The sequence below is a fragment of the Burkholderia sp. HAN2018 genome, assembly GCF_024704855.1.
GTDB classification, from domain to species: Bacteria; Pseudomonadota; Gammaproteobacteria; order Burkholderiales; family Burkholderiaceae; genus Burkholderia; species Burkholderia cepacia.
In genome coordinates this window covers 1-19,912 of the sequence record NZ_QOBB01000007.1, presented here as the reverse complement: position 1 = coordinate 19,912, position 19,912 = coordinate 1, and the positions used below count along the sequence as shown (strand labels likewise).

Below are 19,912 nucleotides of genomic sequence, written 5' to 3'. Positions count from 1 at the left end.
ATCAGGGTCAATCTTCACGTCGCCTTAAGTTTGCGTTTCCTAGAATCGATTTGATCGTCGCGCTTCCCGCGACGGACCGATTCGTCCAGGAGGATGCGCATGCCGAAGCCCCGTGTCGCCGTAGCCCTGTTCCATGAAGTCTTCGGCGCGTCGTTGCCGACGGCGCAATCGCTCAAGGGCTGCCGATGATCTGGCCGAACGCGTGGCGTGTCTCGGCACTGTTCGTGCGCGAGTGGGTCGGCCGTCCGGCCGCGGTGGGTGCGTTGTGCCCGAGTTCGCGGCAGCTGGCGCGCGAGATGGCCGACGCAGTGCCGGACGGCGACGGGCTGGTCGTCGAACTCGGCGGCGGCACCGGCGCGATCACCGCGGCCTTGCTCGAACGCGGCGTCGCGCCACGGCGGCTCGTCGTGGTCGAGCGTTCGCCGGCGTTCGTCCAGCATCTGCGGCGACGTTTTCCGGGCATCTCGATCGTGTCGGGCGACGCGCGGCAGCTCGAACGCCTGCTGCCGCCCGACGCGCGCGTCGACGCGATCGTGTCGTGCCTGCCGCTGCGCACGCTGCCGCGCCAGGACGTGACGGCGATCGTCGGCCAGTGCCATCGCGTGCTGTCGGCCGACGGCGTGATGATCCAGTTCACGTACGACCTGCGGCCGCCCGGGCGGCATCCGCTGGGCGATCCGGCATTTGTCGCCTGCGGCAGCCGGATCGTCTGGGCGAACATTCCGCCTGCGCGCATCGTGACCGTGCGCAACATCGCCGCCGAACACGCGGAATGACGCCGCAACACGCGCGGCGCCCGGCCGTGGCGCCTCGCCGTCGCCTTTCATAATCCATTCGATGTCTTCCAGTTTCCATTCACATTGACGTCACATCCGGTTCCTACCATCGCCTTTCATTTCGAAAGCATCAACGGCGGGGAGAACCGGCACCATGAATCGAATCAAAACGGCGGCGCTGCTGTGCGCGGGCGCCTTTGCGCTCGCCGGATGCGGCAGCGACGACGGCCCGACCAGCACGTCGCCCACCCAGCCGCCCGTTCAGACGGCCGCGCGCAACGTGATCTTCTTCCTCGGCGACGGCATGGGGATGACGACGCTGACGGCCGCACGCATCTACGGTGTCGGTGAAGACGGCGCGCTCACGATCGATACGCTGCCGGAAACCGCGTTCGTGAAGACCTATTCGAACGATGCGCAGGTGACGGACAGCGCGCCGTCGATGTCGGCGTACATGACCGGCGTGAAGACCAACAACGAAGTGATCTCGATGTCGCCCGACACGAAGGCGATCGAACCGAGCGCGAGCCTGACCGGCAATTGCGGCGCGAACAACGGCAAATCGGCGACGACGCTGCTCGAGATCGCGAAGGCGAAGGGCATGGCCACCGGTGTCGTGACGACCACGCGCGTCACGCACGCCACGCCCGCCGCGACGTATGCGCACGTGTGCCATCGCGACGCCGAGAACGACATCGCGGCGCAGCTCGTGCCGGGCGGCGCGGGCTACAACGGCGCGCTGGGCGACGGCGTCGACGTCGTGCTCGGCGGCGGCACGCAATTCTTCGTGCCGAAGGACGGCGGCGGCAAGCGCACCGACGGCCGCAACCTCGTCAACGAGCTGAAGGCGAAGGGTTATGCGTTCGCGCAGAACCGCGACGACCTGCTGGCCGCCGATGCGACGAAGAGCGGCAAGCTGGTCGGCCTGTTCTCGTCGAGCCACATGAGCTACGACCTCGATCGCGGCGCGACGAAGGAGCCGAGCCTCACCGACATGGCGACGCGTGCGCTCGACGTGCTGCAGAAGAATCCGAACGGTTATTTCCTGATGGTCGAAGGCGGCCGGATCGACCACGCGCTGCACGACACCAATGCGAAGCGCGCACTGCAGGACACGGTCGCGTTCGACAACGCGATCAAGGCCACGCTCGACAAGGTGCGCAAGACCGATCCCGACCTGAAGAACACGCTGATCGTCGTCACGGCCGACCACGACCACACGCTGGTGCTGAACGGTTATGCGGCGCGCACCGGCAAGACCGAGGCGGGCAAGGCCGGCGTGCTGGGCGTGCTGCGCAACTACCAGACGGGCGCGGTCGCGAAGGACGCGGACGGCACGCCATACACGATCATCGGCTTCGGCAACGGCGAGAACCGCGTGCAGGGCAGCCGCGCGGGCACCGCGCTCACCGACGCGGTGACGGGCGCCGACGACTATCGCCAGGAGGCGGTCGTGCGAATGGAGAAGGGCAACGAGACGCACGGCGGCACCGATGTGTTCCTCGGTGCGATCGGCCGCGGCGCGGATGCGTTCCACGGCGTGATCGAGAACAACAAGGTTTTCGAGCTGGTGCGCAACGCGGTGCAGCTGTGAGCGCCGACCATACGGGTACAGGGGAATACAGGATGTCGACCATCAAGTGCATCGCGGCGGCGCTGGCCGTCGCGGGTTTCGCATGCGGCGCGGCGCAGGCCGCCGGCCAGGCGAAGAACGTGATTTTCTTTCTCGGCGACGGCATGGGGCCGACGACCGTGACGGCGAGCCGGATCTACAAGGTCGGTGAGTCGGGACAACTGACGATGGAGAAGCTGGCGCGCACCGCGCGCATCAAGACCTTCTCGAACGACGCGCAGACGACCGACAGCGCGCCGTCGATGGCCGCGTACATGACCGGCGTGAAGATGAACAACGAAGTGCTGTCGATGTCGTCCGACACGCGCGCGGTTGCGCCGGGCAGCGACGCGAACGGCAACAAGACGATCAACAACTGCGCGCCGGGCAACGGCCAGCCGGTCGCGACGCTGCTGGAGCTGGCGAAGGCGCGCGGCAAGGCGGTCGGCGCGATCACGACGACCGAACTCACGCACGCGACGCCTGCCGCGACCTATTCGCACATCTGCCATCGCGACGCGCAATACGATATCGCCGCGCAGGCGGCGCCGGGCGGCGCGGGCTACAACGCGGCGCTCGGCGACGGCGTCGACGTGCTGATGGGCGGCGGCCGCAACCACTGGACGCCGTTCGATCCGGTGGCCAACAGGCGCGGCCGCGCCGACGGGCGCAACCTGCTCGACGAGATGAAGGCGAAGGGCTACACGGTCGTCGCGACGAAGGATCAGCTCGCGCAGGCCGGCAACGGCAAGCTGGTCGGCTTGTTCAGTTCGACGAGCCATCTCGAGTACGAACTGGACCGCGTCGCGGGCAAGGGCGAAGGGCCGTCGCAGCCGAGCCTTGCCGAGATGACGTCGAAGGCGATCGACGTGCTGTCGAAGAATTCGAACGGCTATTTCCTGATGGTCGAAGGCGGCCGGATCGATCACGCGCTGCACGGCACCAACGCAAAGCGCGCGCTCGAGGACACGGCGGCATTCGACGAAGCGATCCGCGTCGCGCTGTCGAAGGTCGACCTGTCGAACACGCTGATCGTCGTGACGGCCGACCACGACCACACGATGACGATCAACGGCTACTCGAAGCGCGGCAACCCGATTCTCGACATCAGCCGCAACTATCGCGACGGCCAGCCGAGCAAGGACGCCGACGGCAATACCTACACGACGCTGGTGTTCGGCAACGGCGCGAACCGGCCGAACGTGCGCGCGTCGGTCGATTCGGCCACTGCGACGAACGATGCGTATCTGCAGGAAGTCGGCGTGCGGATGGGCAGCGCCGGTTCGGAAACGCACGGCGGCGGCGACGTGATGCTGTTCGCCGACGGCGCCGATGCGAAGGCGTTCAAGGGCACGATCGACAACACGAAGGTGTTCGGTCTTGTGCGCTCGGCGTTCGGTTTCTGAGGCGGGTGATGGCACGATGAACAGGAACGCACGATGAAACGCCGGATCCTCGGTGCGCTCGCCTGCGGGATGATTGCACTGCCGGCGTGTGCAGCGGCCGATCTCGACGCCGTGCTGCTGCACGAGAGCCGCACGGTGACGGCCGACGGCGTGACGCGCACGACGCTGTATCGCGAACGGATGGTGCGGCGCGACGGGCACGTGTGGGTCGAACGCGTGCTGCCCGCCGCGGCGGCCGGCGGCGGTCAGGGCGACGATCACGATCATGACCACGATGCAGGCCCGGGCCGCCGCGCCGGCGTGCAGCCGGCGGCCGCCCATGCGGGCCACAAGCATTTCAACTTCCAGGCGGCTGCACGGCATGTGACTTACGACGGCAAGACGGCCCGCATCGAGTACGTCGATGCGGCGAACCGGACGGTCGTCAGCGTGCCGCCGGCCGAGTACGAAACCACGGGCTTCGACGGCTCGTGGGACAACGCGTACTACGTCACGCCGCCGTCGCAGCTGAAGCGGCTCGCGGTCGCGAAGCGCGGCGACGCGCCCGGCACCCTCTGGTACGAGCAGGCGGTCGATACGCCCGGCGCGCGCGGCGTGAACCGGATCCTGTGGAGCGAGACGCTGCAGGCGCCGCTGTCGGTCGAATACCGGAGTGCCGACGGCCGCGTCGTGCGCAAGCTGACGTTGACACCGGCGCCGGCCGCGCGGCGCGAGGCGCCGCCGTGGACGACGCTCGCCCGCTACGCGCGCAAGGAATACGCCGACTATCTGGATTGACCGGCGGGCGGCGACACGCTACCGATCACCCGACGGCTTCGGTCGATCGTGCGATGCGTACGCGGGGTTTGCGGTCAGGCCGGCCGGTATCGCCATCGCGATACGGCCGGGCGCTGGCCGCTTTTTTCTCTTTCCGATGTCGTGTCACCCGGCAGGGGCGGCCGACGATCCGCTAGAACCGCGCGCCGTCCGGCACGCGCGTTGACGGCCGCGACGCGACCCGCTTGATGAAGCGGTCGAGCGGTGTCGCATAGCCGCGCGCGATCGCCGCGCTCAGCACCGCCGACAACGCCAGATACGCGATCAGCAACAGCAGCCGGGTGTCGCCATGCGTGGCCGACGGCGGCCAGAACGTGCGCAGCCCGCCGAGCACGATCAGGTGAAACAGGTACAGCTCGTAGCTCAGCGTGCCGGCCCGGCGCAACGGCGCGAGCAGGCGGCCCTGCGCGCGCGTGCCGTTGACGTGCGCGCCGATCAGCAGCACGGCCGTGCCGAGCGCCATCGCGGTGACGCCGGCGACGTGGCTTTCCGCGATCGGCCAGGCCAGATACAGCGCGGCCATCGCCGTCGCGACGAGCCCCTGCACGAGCGGCGCGGCGAGCCGCTGCCAGCTTTTGCGCTCGGCCAGCAACGCGGTGCAGCAGCCGATCGCGATCCCGTCGAACGACGCGAAGTACGCATAGAGGAACCCGCCTTCGTCGCCGGCGTGCGTGAAGCGGTACACGGGCCCGATCGCGGCGACGGCCACCCAGAACGCGACCAGCCGCGCATCGCGGCGCAGCGCGATGCACAGCAGCGGAAACGACAGGTAGAACACCTCTTCGACCGACAGCGACCACAGCACGCCGAGCGCGTAGTTGACCCACCCGTATGCGCCGATCAGCACGTTCATCCAGAACGTCAGCGACGCGAGATTCACGAGCCAGAACGACACGGCGACGCCCTCCGGCGCGTGGTTCCGGAAGATCGGCACGCCGGCCGCCGCGAGGCCGTTGACGAGCGCGAGCAGCAGGAGCAGGCACGGGACGATGCGCGCGACGCGCGACACGTAGAACGCGCGCACGTCGACCGCGCCGAGGTTGCCCCAGCGGTGCCGCGCATTCGACGTGATCAGATAGCCCGAGATCGCGAAGAACATCGTCACGCCGTAGTTGCCGTTGCGCACCACCGCATGCACCGTTTCCCAGCCGAATACGCGCGCGAGCGACGTCTCACGCAGCGAGTAGGGGATGTTGAAGTGATGCAGCAGGACGAGCACGATCGACACCCCGCGCAGCAGGTCGATCCGCGCGTTGCGCGGGCCGGCGCTCATTGCGGCCTGCCCGGTTCGGCGAGGGCGGGCAGCGTCGCCAGGAACGTGTCGCGTGCGCGCAGGCCGGCGTTCGGCGTCTGCCGCTCGTCGTCCTGTATCAGGTACGCGAACGCGAGCGTGCGCGGCCCTTTGGCCGCCCAGCCGACGAACCAGCCGTACGCATGCGACGCATCGTACTTGCGCCCCGGCGACCCGGTGCCCGTCTTGCCGTGCACGATCCAGCCGCCGGGCTGCGTGTCGATCAGCGTGATGCGCTCGGTCATGTCGTACGCGTGCGCGCTGACGGGCAGCGTCCGGTTCGCGATCTTGCGCATGAAGCCGACCTGTTCGAGCGGCGAGATGCGCAGCGACGCGTTGACCCATGCGCCCATCACGCCGTTCAGTTCGCCCACCTGACTGGTGGCGTCCGCGTTGCCGTAGCCGAACGCGGTCGTGTACTGCTGGAAGCGCGCCTGCCCGAGCGCCTGGGTGACCTGCTGCGAGTACCAGAACACCGACAGCTTCATCCAGCGCGCCGGATCGGTCGGCTCGCGCCACGGCGCGCCGCCCCAGTCGGGGTAGCCGGTGTGGAACTCGAGCGTCGGTGTGTGCGCGTCCTTCAGGACGCCCGCATCGAAGCCCATCAGGCTGATGGCGATCTTGAACGTCGACGCGGGCGTGACGCGGGTCGCGCAGTCGCCTTGCTGCACGAGCACCTGGCCGGTGGCGGCGTCGGCGACGACGGTGCAGACGGGGCGGGCATCGGAAGTCGCGCTGGCCAGAAGGCCGGCGGCGAGGGTGAACAGCGCGCGGCGACAGTGCTTCAAGTGACACTCCTTGGGGGCGGCAGGCGCACGGCGCGGGCGAAAGGCGGCGGGCCGTGCGTAATGAAGGCGACGGCCGGCATCGAGGAAGGCGGGGATGGCGGCCGTCGCGCAGGCCCATAGTGTATCGACGGATCGTCGTCCGTTGACCTGTCACGGTTGACGGGACGATTGCGCTCCCGTTGCCCGTTCCGGCGTCATCGGCCGGTCACGCGCGTTGCAGCGCGCATGAAAAAACCCGCCGGCAGGCTGGCGCGTGCGGGCGGGTGAAGACACCTCGGGCCGACCGGCGCGGGTGTCGCGTGAAGAACGGAGAACCGGGTTGCGTCAGAACTTGTGGCGCAGCGCGAGACGCACGGCCACCTGGTTCGACGTCGACGACGGCGCGTCGGTGCCGGGGATGAACGCGTTGTCGAGGATCGAGTTCGTCTTGTCGCCGGCGATGTGCTGGTACGCGGCCTGCACGTACACGTCGGTGCGCTTCGACAGGTTGTAGTCGGCCATCAGCCCGACCGAGTGGATCTTCGGTTTCGCGTCGCCGGTCGACGCGTCGTACTTCTCGAGCGACAGCACGTACTGCGCGCCGACCATGAACGCCGGCGTGATCTGGTACGAACCGTTGACCTCGAAGTTCTGGTACTTGATCGCGCTGACCGTCGCGCCCGGTGCGATGATCGCGCCCGGCGTGCCGAGGTAGCCGTTGCCGGTCGGGTTCTTGTAGTTCGAGTTCGTGTACGCGAAGCCGAGCGTCGCGGGCCCGAACGTGTAGTTGATGCCCGCGCCGAACACGCGCATGCGCTCCGCGATGTAGCTCGTGTCGTTCGCGGTGATCGCGCCGGCCGAGCCGTTGCCCGGGCGGTTCGCCTGCAGGTACGCGGCGCCGATCAGCAGGCCGTTGTTCTGGTATTGCGCGCCGAAGCTGTACGCGCGGTTGTCCGAGAAGCTCGTGCTGTTGCTGAAGCTGTATGCGCCGCCGAACTGGAAGCCGCCGAAGTTCGGGCTCGCGTACTTCACCGTGTTGTCGAGGCGGAACGAGTTGTCGGTGTTGTCGTTGTCGAACGGGTGCGCGAGCAGGTAGCCGCCCCAGTTGCCGTTGGCCGTGGTCGGCGCGAGATAGTCGACGACGGAGTCGTACTGGCGGCCGAACGTCAGCGTGCCGTACTGCGTCTGGCTCAGGCCGACGTACGCCTGGCGGCCGAACATGCGGCCGCCCTGGTTGAGCCGGCCGGAGTTCACGTCGAAGCCGTTTTCGAGCTGGAAGATCGCCTTCATGCCGCCGCCCAGGTCCTCGCTGCCCTTCAGGCCCCAGCGGCTGCCCTGCGCGTAGCCGCTTGCCATCTCGTAGACGTGGCCGGTGCCGACGTTGTTCGTGTAGTTCAGGCCTTCGTCGATCACGCCGTACAGCGTGACGCTGCTCTGCGCGAACACGGGGGCGGCGAAGGTTGCCGTTACGGCGAGCGCCGTCAGGGTCTTTTTCATTGAGAGATCTCCGGGATATCCAGCTTCTTGTATCGGTTGTCGTGGGCGCGACCGGCGAGGCGCGTCCCGTCATCCGGGGCGTTTCCGGCGCAGCGCGCGCGGCGCCGGAAACGCGCGATGCGCGGCGGCGCGGCGACCGGCTGTGCCGGGTCGTGTCTCCTCCGATGACACCGCGCATTCTTCCCAAGCCGAAGAGGAACCGGAAGCGAGTAATTTCGATGGATGGGATCGGGTTCGCCGATGGGGTCGCGGCCGGCCGTTTCGACAGTCGAAACCGTGTGCGCGGCGGCGCGCGCCAACGCCGGTCGCGCCCTCGCCGGACGGGGCGCGACGCAGCCTGGCCGGGGCCGTGCGCAGGTGCGGGAGATCGGCCGGGAGGCCCGCCGGGCGGGCCTGGCGGGGCGCCAGGAGATCGATTGGCGCTGCCGATAGCCATGATCGGAATTACTCGTTTCCCTAAACATATTGGCGGCTGAAACATGCAGGCTGACCGGACGTGGCCGGATGCACGATTCGCCGGTCGCCGCGCATGCCGCGACGCACAAACAACAGATTCGATTTGGAGACGACCCACCATGCAGATTCGACGACTGAAAACGGTCCTTCTCGCCGCCGCGGCGATCCTGTCCGCGCCCGCGGCCCACGCGGCCGGCGGCGCGTGCGCCGACGGCAAGACGGTCCATTTCGCGGGCATCACGTGGGAGAGCGGGTCGTTCGCGACCGAAGTGCTGCGGCAGATCATGGAGAAGGGCTACGGCTGCAAGACGGACGTCGTGCCGGGCAGTACGGCCGCCACCGAAACGGCGCTCGCGCGCAACGACCTGCAGATCTGGGCCGAGCAGTGGACGGGCCGCAGCGAGATCACCGCGAAGGCTGTCTCGTCGGGCGCCGTGAAGCTGATCGGCGACACGCTGCCGGGCGGCACGACCGAAGGCTGGTTCGTGCCCGACTACGTGGTGAAGGGCGATCCGGCGCGCAACATCAAGCCGGTCGCGCCCGGGCTCGTGTCGGTCGACGATCTGCCGAAGTTCAGGCAGGTGTTCGCCGACGAGGAGGAACCGGACAAGGGCCGCTTCCTGAACTGCCCGACGGGCTGGGACTGCGAGCGTGTGAACACGCGTCTGCTGAAGGTGCTGAAGCTCGACCAGTCGTACACGAACTTCCATCCGGGCACCGGCGCGGCGCTCGACGCGGCGATCACGTCCGCGTACCAGCGCGGCGCGCCGATCGTGTTCTATTACTGGGGCCCGGCCGCACTGATGGCGAAGTACAGATTCACCGCGCTGAAGATGCCGGCCTATAACGAGGCATGCTGGAAGACGCTGCGCGACGAGAGCAGCACGCACCAGTGCGCGTCGTCGTACATGGTGTCGCGGCTGACGGTCGGCGTGTCGAAGCCGTTCGCCGATGCGAATCCCGATCTCGTCGGCGTATTCGGCAAGGTGCGTTTCCCGATGGACTTCCTGAACCAGACGATCCTCGAGATGACGACGAAGAAGATCGACGGCGCGGCGATGGCCACGCAGTTCCTGAAGACCCGCCAGGACATGTGGAAGCAATGGGTGCCGGCCGACGTCGCGCAGAAGATCGCCGGCAGCCTGAAGGGCGCGTAACCTGCGCGCGGCGGCGGGCCCGCGCCCGCCGCCGCCGTCACGCGCCTTCGCGGCGCGACGGAGAATCAACATGAACGGCTTCTTTCTGCACCTGTCGATCGCCGACTGGGTGAACAGCGCGCTCGAGACTTTCGTCGCGCAATACGGCGACAGCTTCCATCACTTCAGCGTGCTCGTGCTGCGCTACCTGCTCGTGCCGCTCGAAGGCGCACTGCGCGTGGCGCCGCCGTGGCTCGTGCTGCTGGTCGTCGGCGCGATCGCGTGGAATGCGACGCGCCGCATCGGCCTCGGCGCGCTCTTCATGCTGCTGCTCTACGCGATCGGCTGCTTCGGTCTGTGGGACAAGCTGATGCAGACACTCGCGCTGATGCTCGTCGCGACGGTGCTGTCGGTCGCGATCGGCGTGCCGGCCGGCATCCTCGCCTCGCGCAGCGCATGGCTGCGGCGGATGCTGCTGCCCGTGCTCGACGTGATGCAGACGCTGCCGAGCTTCGTGTACCTGATCCCGGTGCTGATGCTGTTCGGGCTCGGCAAGGTGCCTGCGATTCTCGCGACGATCATCTATGCGCTGCCGCCGCTGATCCGCCTGACCGATCTCGGCATCCGCCAGGTCGATCCGGACGTGACGGAGGCCGCGCGTGCGTTCGGCACGACGCGCTGGCAGCTGCTCGTCAACGTGCAGCTGCCGCTCGCGCGGCCGAGCATCATGGCCGGCATCAACCAGACGACGATGATGGCGCTGTCGATGGTCGTGATCGCGTCGATGATCGGCTCGCGCGGGCTCGGCGAGGACGTGCTCGCGGGCATCCAGACGCTCGACGTCGGCAAGGGCACGCAGGCCGGCCTCGCGATCGTGATCCTCGCGATCGTGATCGACCGGATCAGCCAGGGCTTCGGCCAGGAGCGGCGCGCGCGCCGCCGGCTCGCGCAGCAGCGCCGGCAGAAGGGCGCGTCGCGCGTGCCGTACCGGCTGCCGCGCAAGGCGCAGCCGGCGGGCGTCGATTCGAATCAGGCGACGCAATCGTCGCGCGCATAGGAACGGAGGCAGACATGGCGACCATCGACGTCAAACACGTGTACAAGCTGTTCGGGCCGCAGGCCGCGCATGCGCGCGTGCTCGACCTGCTGCGCTCGGGCAGGCGCAAGGCCGACGTGCTGGCCGAAACGGGCTGCAACGTCGGGCTCAACGACGTGAGCCTCGGCATCGAGTCGGGCGAGATCTTCGTGATCATGGGGCTGTCGGGCTCCGGGAAGTCGACGCTCGTGCGGCACTTCAACCGGCTGATCGAGCCGACGGCCGGCGAGATCGTGATCGACGGCAGCGACGTGATCAAGCTCGACGCGCACGGGCTGCGCGAGCTGCGCCGCTACAAGGTCAGCATGGTGTTCCAGAACTTCGGGCTGCTGCCGCACCAGACCGTGCTCGACAACGCCGCGTATGCGCTGCGCACGCGCGGCGAGAAGCGGCACGACGCGGCTGATGCCGCGCGCAACTGGCTGACGAAGGTCGGGCTCGACGGTTACGGCGATCATTACCCGGACGAGCTGTCGGGCGGGATGCGGCAGCGTGTCGGGCTGGCGCGCGCGCTGGCGGCCGATACCGACGTGCTGCTGATGGACGAGGCGTTTTCCGCGCTCGATCCGCTGATCCGCACCGAGATGCAGGATCAGCTGCTCGAACTGCAGGCGACGCTTGCGAAGACGATCGTGTTCATCACGCACGATCTCGACGAGGCGCTGCGCATCGGCGACCGGATCGCGATCCTGCGTGACGGCGCGCTCGTGCAGGTCGGCACGCCGGACGACATCCTGTCGCGTCCGGCGGACGATTACGTGAAGCGGTTCGTCGAGAAGCGCACGAGCGTGAACTGACGCGTCTTGCCCGGTCAGGCCGCGCGGTGCGCGGCCGTCGTCAGCACGATCTTGCCGACGTGCTCGCCCGAGTCGATCAGCACGTGCGCGCCGCGCGCGTCGTCGAGTGCGAAGGTGCGGAACACCTGCGGCTTGACCGTGCCCGCCGCGACGTGCGGCCACAGTTGCCGTTCGAGTTCGGCGATGAGTGCGCCTTTCTCCTCCGGCGTGCGCGAGCGCAGCGTCGAGCCGATGTGCGTGAGGCGCTTGGTCATCATCGGCCACACGTCGAGTTCCTTCGCCGGCCCGGCGAGCGCGCTGACCTGCAGGATCCGCCCGTTCATCGCCGCGGCGCGGTAATTGCGCGCGACGTAGTCGCCCGCGATGATGTCGAGGATCACGTCCACGCCCTTGCCGGCGGTGATCCTGTCGACTTCGGCCACGAAATCTTCTTCCTGGTAGTGCACCGCGTGATCCGCGCCGAGCCGCAGGCTCGCGGCGCGATGTGCTTCCGAGCCGACCGTCGTGATGACGGTCGACGCGCCCATCGCCTTCGCGATCATCGTCGCTGTGGTGCCGATGCCCGACGCGCCGCCGTGGATCAGCACCGATTCGCCCGCCTGCAGCCGCCCGCGCTGGACCAGGTTCAGCCAGACCGTCAGGAACGTTTCCGGCATCGCCGCGGCTTCGATCATGTCGAGGCCGGGCGGCAGCTTCATCGTCGTGAGGTGATGGGCGACCGCGTATTCCGCATAACCGCCGCCCGTCACCAGCGCGCTGACCCGGTCGCCCGGCGCGAAGTCGCGCACGGCTTCGCCGGTCGCGACGACTTCGCCCGCGATTTCCAGGCCCGGGATGTCGGATGCGCCGGGCGGCGGGTTGTAGAGCCCCTTGCGTTGCAGCACGTCCGGGCCGTTCACGCCGGCGGCGTGAACGCGGATCAGCACTTCGTCGGCTTTCGGCTGCGGCACGGGGCGACGTGCGGTCGCGAGGACTTCGGGGCCGCCGGGGCGGGTGATTTCGACTGCCGCCATGTCGGCGGGAACGGGGGGGAGCGTTTTGGACATGTTTGCCTCGGAAAGACAGGTGAGTGATCGGTGAAAAAAGTATAGGCTTGGGCCTTGATGAATTCGCGCAGCGATTTTCACGACCACAGATGCAAATTTGCATCACACCGGGAGAAGGCGCTTGAACTGGGACGACGCACGGATTTTTCTCGCGATCCACCGCGAACGCAGCCTGCGCGGCGCCGCGCGGGCGGTCGGGCTCGACCAGGCGACGGTCGGCAGGCGGCTCGCGGCGCTCGAGCGCGCGCTCGGGGCGACGCTGTTCCTGCGCACGTCGGCCGGGTACGTGCCGACCGCGGTGGGCGAGGTGGCGCTGCGCAACGTGGAGAAGATGGAACAGTCGGCGATCGATCTGGTGCGGCAGACCCAGGGCGTCGACCGGCGCCTCGCGGGCGACGTGCGCGTGACGACGACCGATACGATCGGGCTCGAATTCGTGATGCGCGCGATGCGCAACCTGCACGACGAGCATCCGGACGTGCGCGTGCTGCTCAACACGTCGACGCAGGTGGAGAACCTGGCCAAGCGCGAGGCGGACATCGCGATCCGCACGATCAAGCCCGACAATCCCGATCTGCTCATGCGCCGGCTCGCAGCATGGCCGACGGCGTTGTACGCGTCAGAGGATTATCTTGCGCGGCATGGCGAGCCGGCGCCCGGCACCGGCTTCGAAGGGCACGACCTTGTGTGCTTCCTGCCGCATCTGAATGCGCGCAGCCCGCTGACGGTGGTCGGCGAGCCGGTGCGCGCGGGGCGGATCGTGTCGGGGCTGAATTCGAATCTCATGCTGCGCGCGGCCGCGCGCGCCGGGCTCGGGCTCGCCGAACTCCCGGTGCCGATCGCGGAGCGCGACGGGCTGGTGCGCGTGTGGCCGGCGCGCACGTCGGCGCGGCCCTATGAAGTCTGGATGGTCACGCACAAGGACCTGCGGCATACCGCGCGGATGAGCGCGATGATCGATCACATCGTGCGGGTGTTCGACGAGGTGGACGCGCGGGGCAGAGCGGGGGATTGAATGTGAATCGGAGGACGGGATGCGGCACGCTGCGACGTGTCGGCGATCTGCAGGATCGGCCCGGGCGGGTGTGACCTGTTCGATGCTGGCGAGCCGGCCTTGGGGGCGTGAATAACGAACGGCGGCAGTGATTTTACGGTGAACGAGAGGACTCGATGAATCGATTCAGTGTGGACGGAAAAGCGCTTGGCGATTGGGCGAAGTTTCACGACTACTTCGCGAGCGAATTCGGATTTCCGGGTTACTACGGCCGGAACATGGATGCATGGAATGATTGCATGAGCGACTATTGCTACGAGCACGGCATCGTGTCGCTGCGGATCGACGATGCGGGAGCGTTGAAGGAGCGCAACCCGGAGATTTTCGCTGCACTCGTCGAGTGCAGCGCGTTCATCAATTGGCGAGCAACGAAGGAAGGGGGGGACCCGTTGATCGTGTTGTCCTATTGGGCATAGTCGCGGCGTTAACGTTGCATCGCGTTGCGTCGTGAAGCCGATTGCCGGAACGGCAATCGGCGAAAGCGCAGCCGCCTCAATGCGCGACCGTTTCCCGTTCGCTTGCGCTCACGGCAGACGCTTCGCCGTGCCCCGCATCCGCCAGGATCAGATCCGCGCCCTTTTCCGCGACCATCATTGTCGGCGCGTTGATGTTGCCCGACGTGATGTTCGGGAACACCGACGCATCGACGATCCGCAGCGCCTGCAGCCCGTGCACGCGCAGCGACGCATCGACCACCGACGTCGCCGCGTCCGGCCCCATCGCGCACGAGCCGCACAGGTGGTAGATCGAACCCGACTGCTCGCGGAAATACTGCAGCATCGCTTCGTCGGAATCGACCTGCGGCCCCGGCGAGATTTCCTCGACGGTCATCGACTTCAGCGCCGGTGCGCGCATCAGCGCACGGATCACCTTGCTGCCCTGCACGGCTTCGTCGAGATCCTTCTGCGTGGTGAGCGCGTTGACGTGGATCTTCGCGGCATCTTCCGCGCGGTTCGACGCGATCTCGATCGTGCCGCGGCTCGTCGGCCGGCACGGGTTGAACGCGATCAGGAAGCCCGAGTAAGGCTCGGGCTTGATGCTCGCGCGGTCGCTCTTCGGAATCCGGTACGACAGCGGGTTGAAGTAGAGCTGGAGGTTCGGTTCCGGCGCGTCATCCGTGCCGCGGAAGAAGCCGCCGGCCTGGTTCACGCTCATCGCGAGCGGCCCGCGCTTCGTCAGCAGGTAGCGCAGCCCGATCTTCATCTTGCCGAGCAGCGTGCCCATCTCGTCGTTCAGCGTCGGCCGGTTCGCCTTGAAGTAGAAGCTCACGCACAGGTGGTCCTGCAGGTTGCGGCCGACGGCCGGCAGCGCATGCACGAGCGGCACGCGCCGGCGCGCGAGCAGCGCCGGATCGCCGACGCCCGACAGCTGCAGCAGCTTCGGCGTATCGACCGCGCCGGCCGCGAGGATCACCTCGCGCGCGGCGACGAGCGTTTCGTCGCCGTGCGCGCCCGCGACGACCACGCCGGTGGCGCGCGTGCCGTCGAAGGTCACGCGCCGCACGAGCACGCCAGCGCGCAGCGTGAGGTTCGCGCGGCCCAGCGCGGGACGCAGGTACGCGAAGCTGCTGGAGCAGCGTTCGCCGTTCTTCGTGTTCAGGTCGTAGATGCCCGCGCCTTCGAACTGCGCGCCGTTGAAGTCGTCGGTGCGCGGCAGGTTCAGTTCGCCGCAGCCCTTCAGGAACTCGTGGACGATCGGATGCACGTCGGCCTTCATCGACGTGATGTGAATCGGCCCCGTCGCGCCGTGATGCTGCGGATCGGTCGCGCCGGCCGCGTGGGTTTCGAGCTTGCGGAAGTACGGCAGCACGTCGTCGTACGCCCAGCCCGGATTGCCGGCGGCCGCCCAGTCGTCGTAGTCGCTGCGCTGGCCGCGCACGTAAACCATCGCGTTGATCGAGCCCGACCCGCCGACCACCTTGCCGCGCGGGCAGTACAGCTTGCGATCGGCGAGTTGCGCCTCGGGCTCGCTGTAGTACATCCAGTTGTAGCGGCGGTTGTAGTAGGTCTTCGTGAAGCCGACCGGCACCTTGAACCAGAACGACGCGTCGCATTCGCCCGCCTCGAGCAGCAGCACCGAGTGCCGGCCCGATTCGCTCAGGCGGTTCGCGAGGATGCAGCCGGCCGAGCCCGCGCCGACGATGATGTAGTCGTAGCTCATGTCTGTCCTTTGCGCTCAGCCCTTCGCGGGGGCGAGATCCTTCACGTCGACGGGGTGTTCGCCCATCTGCAGGTGCAGCCGTTCGCCCGTGTACGGCGTGTGGCGCCGCACGACGTCCATGTCGAGCTCGATGCCGAGGCCCGGCTCGTTCGACGGGATGATGTAGCCGTCCTCCCAGCGGATCGGCGTCTTCACGACTTCGGCATGGAAACCGCCCCACGTCATGATGCTTTCCTGGATCAGGAAGTTCGGCGTGCAGGTCGCGAGCTGGATGCTCGCGGCGGCGCCCACCGGCCCGTTGTACAGGTGCGGTGCGACCTGCGCGTAGTGCACTTCGGCGAGCGTCGCGATCTTCTTCGCTTCGAGCAGGCCGCCCACGCGTGCGACGTTCAGCTGCAGGATCGACGCGCCGCCCGCCTGCAGCAGCTTGTGGAACTCGTACTTGGTGGTCAGGCGCTCGCCGGTCGCGATCGGGATCGACGTGTGCTTCGCGACCTGCGCGATCGCTTCTTCCTGGCCGGGGGGAACCGGCTCCTCGAACCACAGCGGGTCGTACTTCTCGAGCCGCTTCGCGAGCCGGATCGCCGACGACGGCACCATCTGCCCGTGCGTGCCGAACAGCAGGTCGGCCTTGCTGCCGACGGCTTCGCGCACCTTGCGGCAAAACGTCTCGCAGCGGTCGAGCACGTCCAGCGACAGCTGGTGGCCCGAGTAGGCCGTATACGGGCCGGCCGGGTCGAACTTCACGGCGGTGAAGCCGAGCTTCACGTTCTCGGCCGCGCATTCGGCCGCGAGATCGGGATCGTCGTAGTCGTATTCGCCTTTCGCGTTCTTCGGGTACAGGTACGTGTACGAGCGCAGCCGCTCGTGGATCTGCCCGCCGAGCAGTTCGTACACGGGCTTGCCGGCGGCCTTGCCGACGATGTCCCAGCACGCCATTTCGAGGCCGCTGACGACACCCATCATCGTGAGATCCGGTCGCTGCGTGAAGCCGCTCGAATAGGCCTGGCGGAACAGCCGTTCGACGTGATGCGGATCGCGGTTCAGCAGGTGGCGTTCGAACACGTCGTCGATGATCGGGGCCATCGCCTTCGGGCCGAACGTCGCCGAATAGATCTCGCCGACGCCTTCGATGCCGTCGTCGGTCTTCAGCTTCACGAAGATCCAGTACATCCCGCCGACATGCGGCGGCGGCACGGCGACGATATGGGTTTCGAGCGAAACGATCTTCATGCGGACTCCTGGATTCGGTGAGTGCGGGTGAGACGGTATTTGAGGAAGGCGGCCGCGCCCGCACCGCAGAGCGCGATGGCCGCGATATAGCCGAAATAGAGCTGGTAGCCGTGCGCGCCCGGGAAGGTCTGCGTCACGTAGCCATTGATCAGCGGCACGAACACGTCGGGCGAATAGCCGAGCACCGAGATCAGGCCGATCGCGAGGCCGGCGCAATGCGTCGGCACCTTGCAGTCGTCGAGCAGCGACCAGTACAGGCCGCGGATCGCGTAGGTGAGGATGCCGATGAACAGCACGAGCGCGACGAGCATCGCCTGCGGGCTGTGCGCGGGCGCGGCGATCAGGCCGACGAGCGACAGCGCGGCGAGCAGCAGCGCCCAGAACAGCACCGACACCTTCGATACGCGGTCGCCGAGGAAGCCGCCGCCGATGCCGCCGATCGGGCGCATCCACAGCTTGAGCGTCGTGATGAAGCCGGCCGCCGTCGCGCTGAGCCCGAAATTGCCTTCGTGCAGATAGGCCGAGAAGCTGTACGTCGCCCAGAACACCTGGTAGCCGCAGAACACGATCGCGGCGACGAGCCACAGCTCGGGGATCGCCGCGAGCGTCTTCAGGTCGGTCAGCACGTTGCCCCGGCGGTCGCTGCCGGTGCGGCGCTGCGCGGCGGCCGCACGGTCGCTCGCGCCCGCCGGATCCTTCACCAGCGCGAGCAGCACGCCGAGCGCGATGCAGAAGAACGCGTACAGGTGCACGACGAGCCTGAAGCCGGCCGCGTCGGTGCCGCCGTGCGCCTGCGTCACGTAGGCGAACAGCGTGATCGCGATCGTCGCGAGCAGCGCCTCGACGAGCCCGCGGCCGCCGTCGAGCAGCCCGAAGAAGCGGCCCTGTTCGTCGGGGCCCGCGATCATGTTCACGCGCTTGATCACGGCGGCCCAGAACGTGAGGCCGGTGGTCAGCCCCCAGCCGCCGAAGATCAGCACGAGCGTGTCGAACGACGGCCCGGTCGCGTAGACGAGCCCGAGCGCGCCCGTCGCGAGCAGCGAGAAGCAGATCAGCCAGCGCGGCGACAGGCGGTCGGCGAGCCAGCCGCTCGGCAGGTAGCTGACGAGGAAGATCGTGCCGAGCGACGAATACAGGTAGCCGAGCTGCACGTCGTCGATATGGAAGAACTGCAGCATCGTCGGCTGGTACACCTGCCGCAGATACAGCATCGGATAGATCGCGCCCGCGGCAATCACGAGCAGCAGCAGTTGCAGGTAGCGTTGCGCGCGGGAATGCTGCGACGCGTGAGCGTCGTCGTGCAACGCGAGCGACGCGGCGGGCGTCGACGGTTGGGTCGGCATGATGTCTTCCTCCATCAGGCGTCCTCGAGGCGGACGCCTGCAGTTTTTTTATGGTCTGGTCGGGGCAGGGCCGGCGCGCGGCGTGGTGCGTTGGTGCGCGCGCCGGAAACGGTACGTGGGTATCGCGGTGTCAGTACTTCATGACGACGAGGCGCGTCTGCGTGAATTCGAGCATCCCGTGCTTGCCGTCGTCGCCGCCGAGGCCCGAACGTTTCCAGCCGGCATGGAAGCCCTGGTACGGATCGGCCGGCGTGCGGTTCACGTACAGCTCGCCGGCTTCGATCGCGTTCGCGACGGTCATCGCGGTGCGGTAGCGCTCGGTGTAGAGCACCGACGACAGGCCGAACTGGTGGTCGTTCGCCTGCGCGATCGCTTCGTCGATCGTCGAGTAGCGCAGCACCGGCATGATCGGGCCGAAGGTCTCCTCCCGCACGATCTCCATGTCCTGCCGCACGCCGGTGAGCAGCGTGGCCGGGTAGAAGAAGCCGGGGCCGTCGGGGATCGCGCCGCCGGTTTCGAGCGTCGCGCCTGCCGCGATCGCACGTTCGACCATCCCGTGGATGTGCGCGCGCGCCGATCCGCTGACGAGCGGGCCCATCCGCGTGGCGTCTTTCGCCCGATCGCCGATGCGCACGGCCGCCATCTTCTCCTTCAGCAGTGCGACGAAACGGTCGTGCACGCTGTCGTGCACGTACACGCGCTCGATCGCCGTGCAGAGCTGGCCGCAATGGGTCGTCTTCGACGCGACGAGCGCGGCGGCCGCGCGTTCGAGATCGGCGTCGGGCTCGATGATCGCGGGCGTCTTGCCGCCGAGTTCGAGCGACGGCTTCGCGATGTTCGCCTTGCAGTAATCGAGCACCTTGCGGCCCGCGTTCACGCTGCCGGTCAGCGTGATCATCCCGACTGCCGGATGCGTGCACAGCGCTTCGGCCGTCGCGTGATCCATCGTCAGGAGGTTGACGACGCCCGGCGGGAAGCCCGCATCGTCGGCCGCCTTCGCGATCTCGAACGCGGATACCGGCGTGTGGTTGCTCGGCCGCACGACCACGGTGTTGCCGGCGATCAGCGCGGGCGCGACCTTGCGCAGCAGCGTGTAGACGGGATAGTTGAACGGGATCAGGCACGCGACGACGCCGATCGGCTCGCGCTGCAGGAACAGGTTCTCGTCGGGCGTGTCGCTCGGGATGATCTCGCCCTCGATCCGGCGTGCCCACTCGGCGTGATAGCGCGTGATCTGGCCCGCGTAGACGGCTTCGTTCGACGCGTCCTCGACGCTCTTGCCGGATTCCTGCGCGAGCGCCGCGCCGATCTCGGGTGCACGCGCGGTCAGCGCGTCGGCGAAGCGGTGCAGGTACGCGGCGCGCTCGGCGCTCGGCAGCTTGCGCCACGCCTTCTGCGCGGCGGCCGCGGCGTCGACGGCGGCGAG

At 67.9% G+C, this 19,912-nt stretch carries 17 protein-coding genes; 9 read left to right on the top strand and 8 right to left on the bottom strand.

All coding sequences use genetic code 11. The features are described from left to right. The first annotated feature begins 185 nt into the window (after nucleotides 1-185). The 4 genes from DPV74_RS02860 to DPV74_RS02845 all read left to right on the top strand — a co-directional run bounded on the left by DPV74_RS02860 (nucleotide 186) and on the right by DPV74_RS02845 (nucleotide 4,571). Nucleotides 186-776 carry a class I SAM-dependent methyltransferase gene (locus tag DPV74_RS02860; RefSeq protein ID WP_059687240.1) on the top strand — a complete coding sequence of 197 codons (591 nt, stop codon included), beginning with the start codon at nucleotides 186-188 and terminating at the stop codon, nucleotides 774-776. 154 nt (nucleotides 777-930) lie between these two features. After that, entirely contained in the window at nucleotides 931-2,370 is a 1,440-nt protein-coding gene (locus DPV74_RS02855) for an alkaline phosphatase (RefSeq protein WP_119336470.1), read from the top strand. A 32-nt stretch (nucleotides 2,371-2,402) separates the two neighbouring features. After that, a complete protein-coding gene (locus tag DPV74_RS02850; RefSeq protein ID WP_119336469.1) occupies nucleotides 2,403-3,794 on the top strand; it encodes an alkaline phosphatase in 1,392 nt (463 codons plus the stop codon). A gap of 33 nt (nucleotides 3,795-3,827) precedes the next feature. Next, nucleotides 3,828-4,571 carry a hypothetical protein gene (locus tag DPV74_RS02845; RefSeq protein WP_119336468.1) on the top strand — a complete coding sequence of 248 codons (744 nt, stop codon included), beginning with the start codon at nucleotides 3,828-3,830 and terminating at the stop codon, nucleotides 4,569-4,571. Between the two features lie 172 nt (nucleotides 4,572-4,743). Here the strand turns inward: DPV74_RS02845 and DPV74_RS02840 are convergent, their stop codons facing one another. From DPV74_RS02840 to DPV74_RS02830, 3 genes are all read right to left on the bottom strand, one after another. Further along, entirely contained in the window at nucleotides 4,744-5,883 is a 1,140-nt protein-coding gene (locus DPV74_RS02840) for an acyltransferase (RefSeq protein ID WP_119336467.1), read from the bottom strand. Further along, entirely contained in the window at nucleotides 5,880-6,689 is an 810-nt protein-coding gene (gene blaOXA, locus DPV74_RS02835) for an OXA-1043 family class D beta-lactamase (RefSeq protein WP_059696219.1), read from the bottom strand. The genes DPV74_RS02840 and blaOXA overlap by 4 nt, the downstream gene beginning before the upstream one ends. A 324-nt stretch (nucleotides 6,690-7,013) precedes the next feature. Further along, entirely contained in the window at nucleotides 7,014-8,165 is a 1,152-nt protein-coding gene (locus tag DPV74_RS02830) for a porin (RefSeq protein ID WP_119336466.1), read from the bottom strand. Nucleotides 8,166-8,740: 575 nt separating this feature from the next. Here DPV74_RS02830 and DPV74_RS02825 point away from each other — a divergent pair. The 3 genes from DPV74_RS02825 (at nucleotide 8,741) to DPV74_RS02815 (ending at nucleotide 11,650) form a co-directional block, all read left to right on the top strand. Next, on the top strand, nucleotides 8,741-9,778 hold the full coding sequence (locus DPV74_RS02825) for an ABC transporter substrate-binding protein (protein WP_059696085.1): 1,038 nt from the start codon (nucleotides 8,741-8,743) through the stop codon (nucleotides 9,776-9,778). A gap of 70 nt (nucleotides 9,779-9,848) precedes the next feature. After that, nucleotides 9,849-10,814, top strand: coding sequence for a proline/glycine betaine ABC transporter permease (locus DPV74_RS02820; RefSeq protein ID WP_021160532.1), 966 nt, complete (start codon nucleotides 9,849-9,851; stop codon nucleotides 10,812-10,814). A gap of 14 nt (nucleotides 10,815-10,828) precedes the next feature. Then, nucleotides 10,829-11,650, top strand: coding sequence for a glycine betaine/L-proline ABC transporter ATP-binding protein (locus DPV74_RS02815; RefSeq protein ID WP_051363309.1), 822 nt, complete (start codon nucleotides 10,829-10,831; stop codon nucleotides 11,648-11,650). Between the two features lie 14 nt (nucleotides 11,651-11,664). Here DPV74_RS02815 and DPV74_RS02810 read toward each other — a convergent pair whose 3' ends face one another. Next, the gene (locus DPV74_RS02810; protein WP_119336465.1) at nucleotides 11,665-12,696 is read right to left on the bottom strand and encodes an NAD(P)H-quinone oxidoreductase; all 1,032 of its coding nucleotides are present in this window, start codon (nucleotides 12,694-12,696) and stop codon (nucleotides 11,665-11,667) included. A 121-nt stretch (nucleotides 12,697-12,817) separates the two neighbouring features. On the opposite strand from DPV74_RS02810, the gene DPV74_RS02805 reads away from it, so the two are divergent. Next, nucleotides 12,818-13,711, top strand: a complete 894-nt coding sequence (locus DPV74_RS02805) for a LysR family transcriptional regulator (protein WP_060174205.1) — start codon at nucleotides 12,818-12,820, stop codon at nucleotides 13,709-13,711. Between the two features lie 155 nt (nucleotides 13,712-13,866). Continuing rightward, nucleotides 13,867-14,166, top strand: coding sequence for a barstar family protein (locus DPV74_RS02800; protein WP_059687231.1), 300 nt, complete (start codon nucleotides 13,867-13,869; stop codon nucleotides 14,164-14,166). A gap of 76 nt (nucleotides 14,167-14,242) precedes the next feature. Here the strand turns inward: DPV74_RS02800 and DPV74_RS02795 are convergent, their stop codons facing one another. The 4 genes from DPV74_RS02795 to DPV74_RS02780 all read right to left on the bottom strand — a co-directional run. Then, nucleotides 14,243-15,910 carry a GMC family oxidoreductase gene (locus DPV74_RS02795; protein ID WP_119336464.1) on the bottom strand — a complete coding sequence of 556 codons (1,668 nt, stop codon included), beginning with the start codon at nucleotides 15,908-15,910 and terminating at the stop codon, nucleotides 14,243-14,245. A gap of 15 nt (nucleotides 15,911-15,925) precedes the next feature. Next, on the bottom strand, nucleotides 15,926-17,143 hold the full coding sequence (locus DPV74_RS02790; protein WP_027789906.1) for a mandelate racemase/muconate lactonizing enzyme family protein: 1,218 nt from the start codon (nucleotides 17,141-17,143) through the stop codon (nucleotides 15,926-15,928). Beyond that, the gene (locus DPV74_RS02785; protein WP_162922929.1) at nucleotides 17,140-18,486 is read right to left on the bottom strand and encodes an MFS transporter; all 1,347 of its coding nucleotides are present in this window, start codon (nucleotides 18,484-18,486) and stop codon (nucleotides 17,140-17,142) included. The genes DPV74_RS02790 and DPV74_RS02785 overlap by 4 nt, the downstream gene beginning before the upstream one ends. 130 nt (nucleotides 18,487-18,616) lie before the next feature. Continuing rightward, nucleotides 18,617-19,912, bottom strand: a 1,296-nt coding sequence (locus tag DPV74_RS02780) for an aldehyde dehydrogenase (RefSeq protein ID WP_162922928.1), incomplete at its 5' end; no start/stop codon positions are given.

Coding starts and splice junctions, on each gene's coding strand:
- DPV74_RS02860 (WP_059687240.1), top strand. CDS start 186: ATGATCTGGCCGAACGCGTGGCGTGTCTCGGCACTGTTCGTGCGCGAG.
- DPV74_RS02855 (WP_119336470.1), top strand. CDS start 931: ATGAATCGAATCAAAACGGCGGCGCTGCTGTGCGCGGGCGCCTTTGCG.
- DPV74_RS02850 (WP_119336469.1), top strand. CDS start 2,403: ATGTCGACCATCAAGTGCATCGCGGCGGCGCTGGCCGTCGCGGGTTTC.
- DPV74_RS02845 (WP_119336468.1), top strand. CDS start 3,828: ATGAAACGCCGGATCCTCGGTGCGCTCGCCTGCGGGATGATTGCACTG.
- DPV74_RS02840 (WP_119336467.1), bottom strand. CDS start 5,883: ATGAGCGCCGGCCCGCGCAACGCGCGGATCGACCTGCTGCGCGGGGTG.
- DPV74_RS02830 (WP_119336466.1), bottom strand. CDS start 8,165: ATGAAAAAGACCCTGACGGCGCTCGCCGTAACGGCAACCTTCGCCGCC.
- DPV74_RS02825 (WP_059696085.1), top strand. CDS start 8,741: ATGCAGATTCGACGACTGAAAACGGTCCTTCTCGCCGCCGCGGCGATC.
- DPV74_RS02820 (WP_021160532.1), top strand. CDS start 9,849: ATGAACGGCTTCTTTCTGCACCTGTCGATCGCCGACTGGGTGAACAGC.
- DPV74_RS02815 (WP_051363309.1), top strand. CDS start 10,829: ATGGCGACCATCGACGTCAAACACGTGTACAAGCTGTTCGGGCCGCAG.
- DPV74_RS02810 (WP_119336465.1), bottom strand. CDS start 12,696: ATGTCCAAAACGCTCCCCCCCGTTCCCGCCGACATGGCGGCAGTCGAA.
- DPV74_RS02800 (WP_059687231.1), top strand. CDS start 13,867: ATGAATCGATTCAGTGTGGACGGAAAAGCGCTTGGCGATTGGGCGAAG.
- DPV74_RS02795 (WP_119336464.1), bottom strand. CDS start 15,910: ATGAGCTACGACTACATCATCGTCGGCGCGGGCTCGGCCGGCTGCATC.
- DPV74_RS02790 (WP_027789906.1), bottom strand. CDS start 17,143: ATGAAGATCGTTTCGCTCGAAACCCATATCGTCGCCGTGCCGCCGCCG.
- DPV74_RS02785 (WP_162922929.1), bottom strand. CDS start 18,486: ATGCCGACCCAACCGTCGACGCCCGCCGCGTCGCTCGCGTTGCACGAC.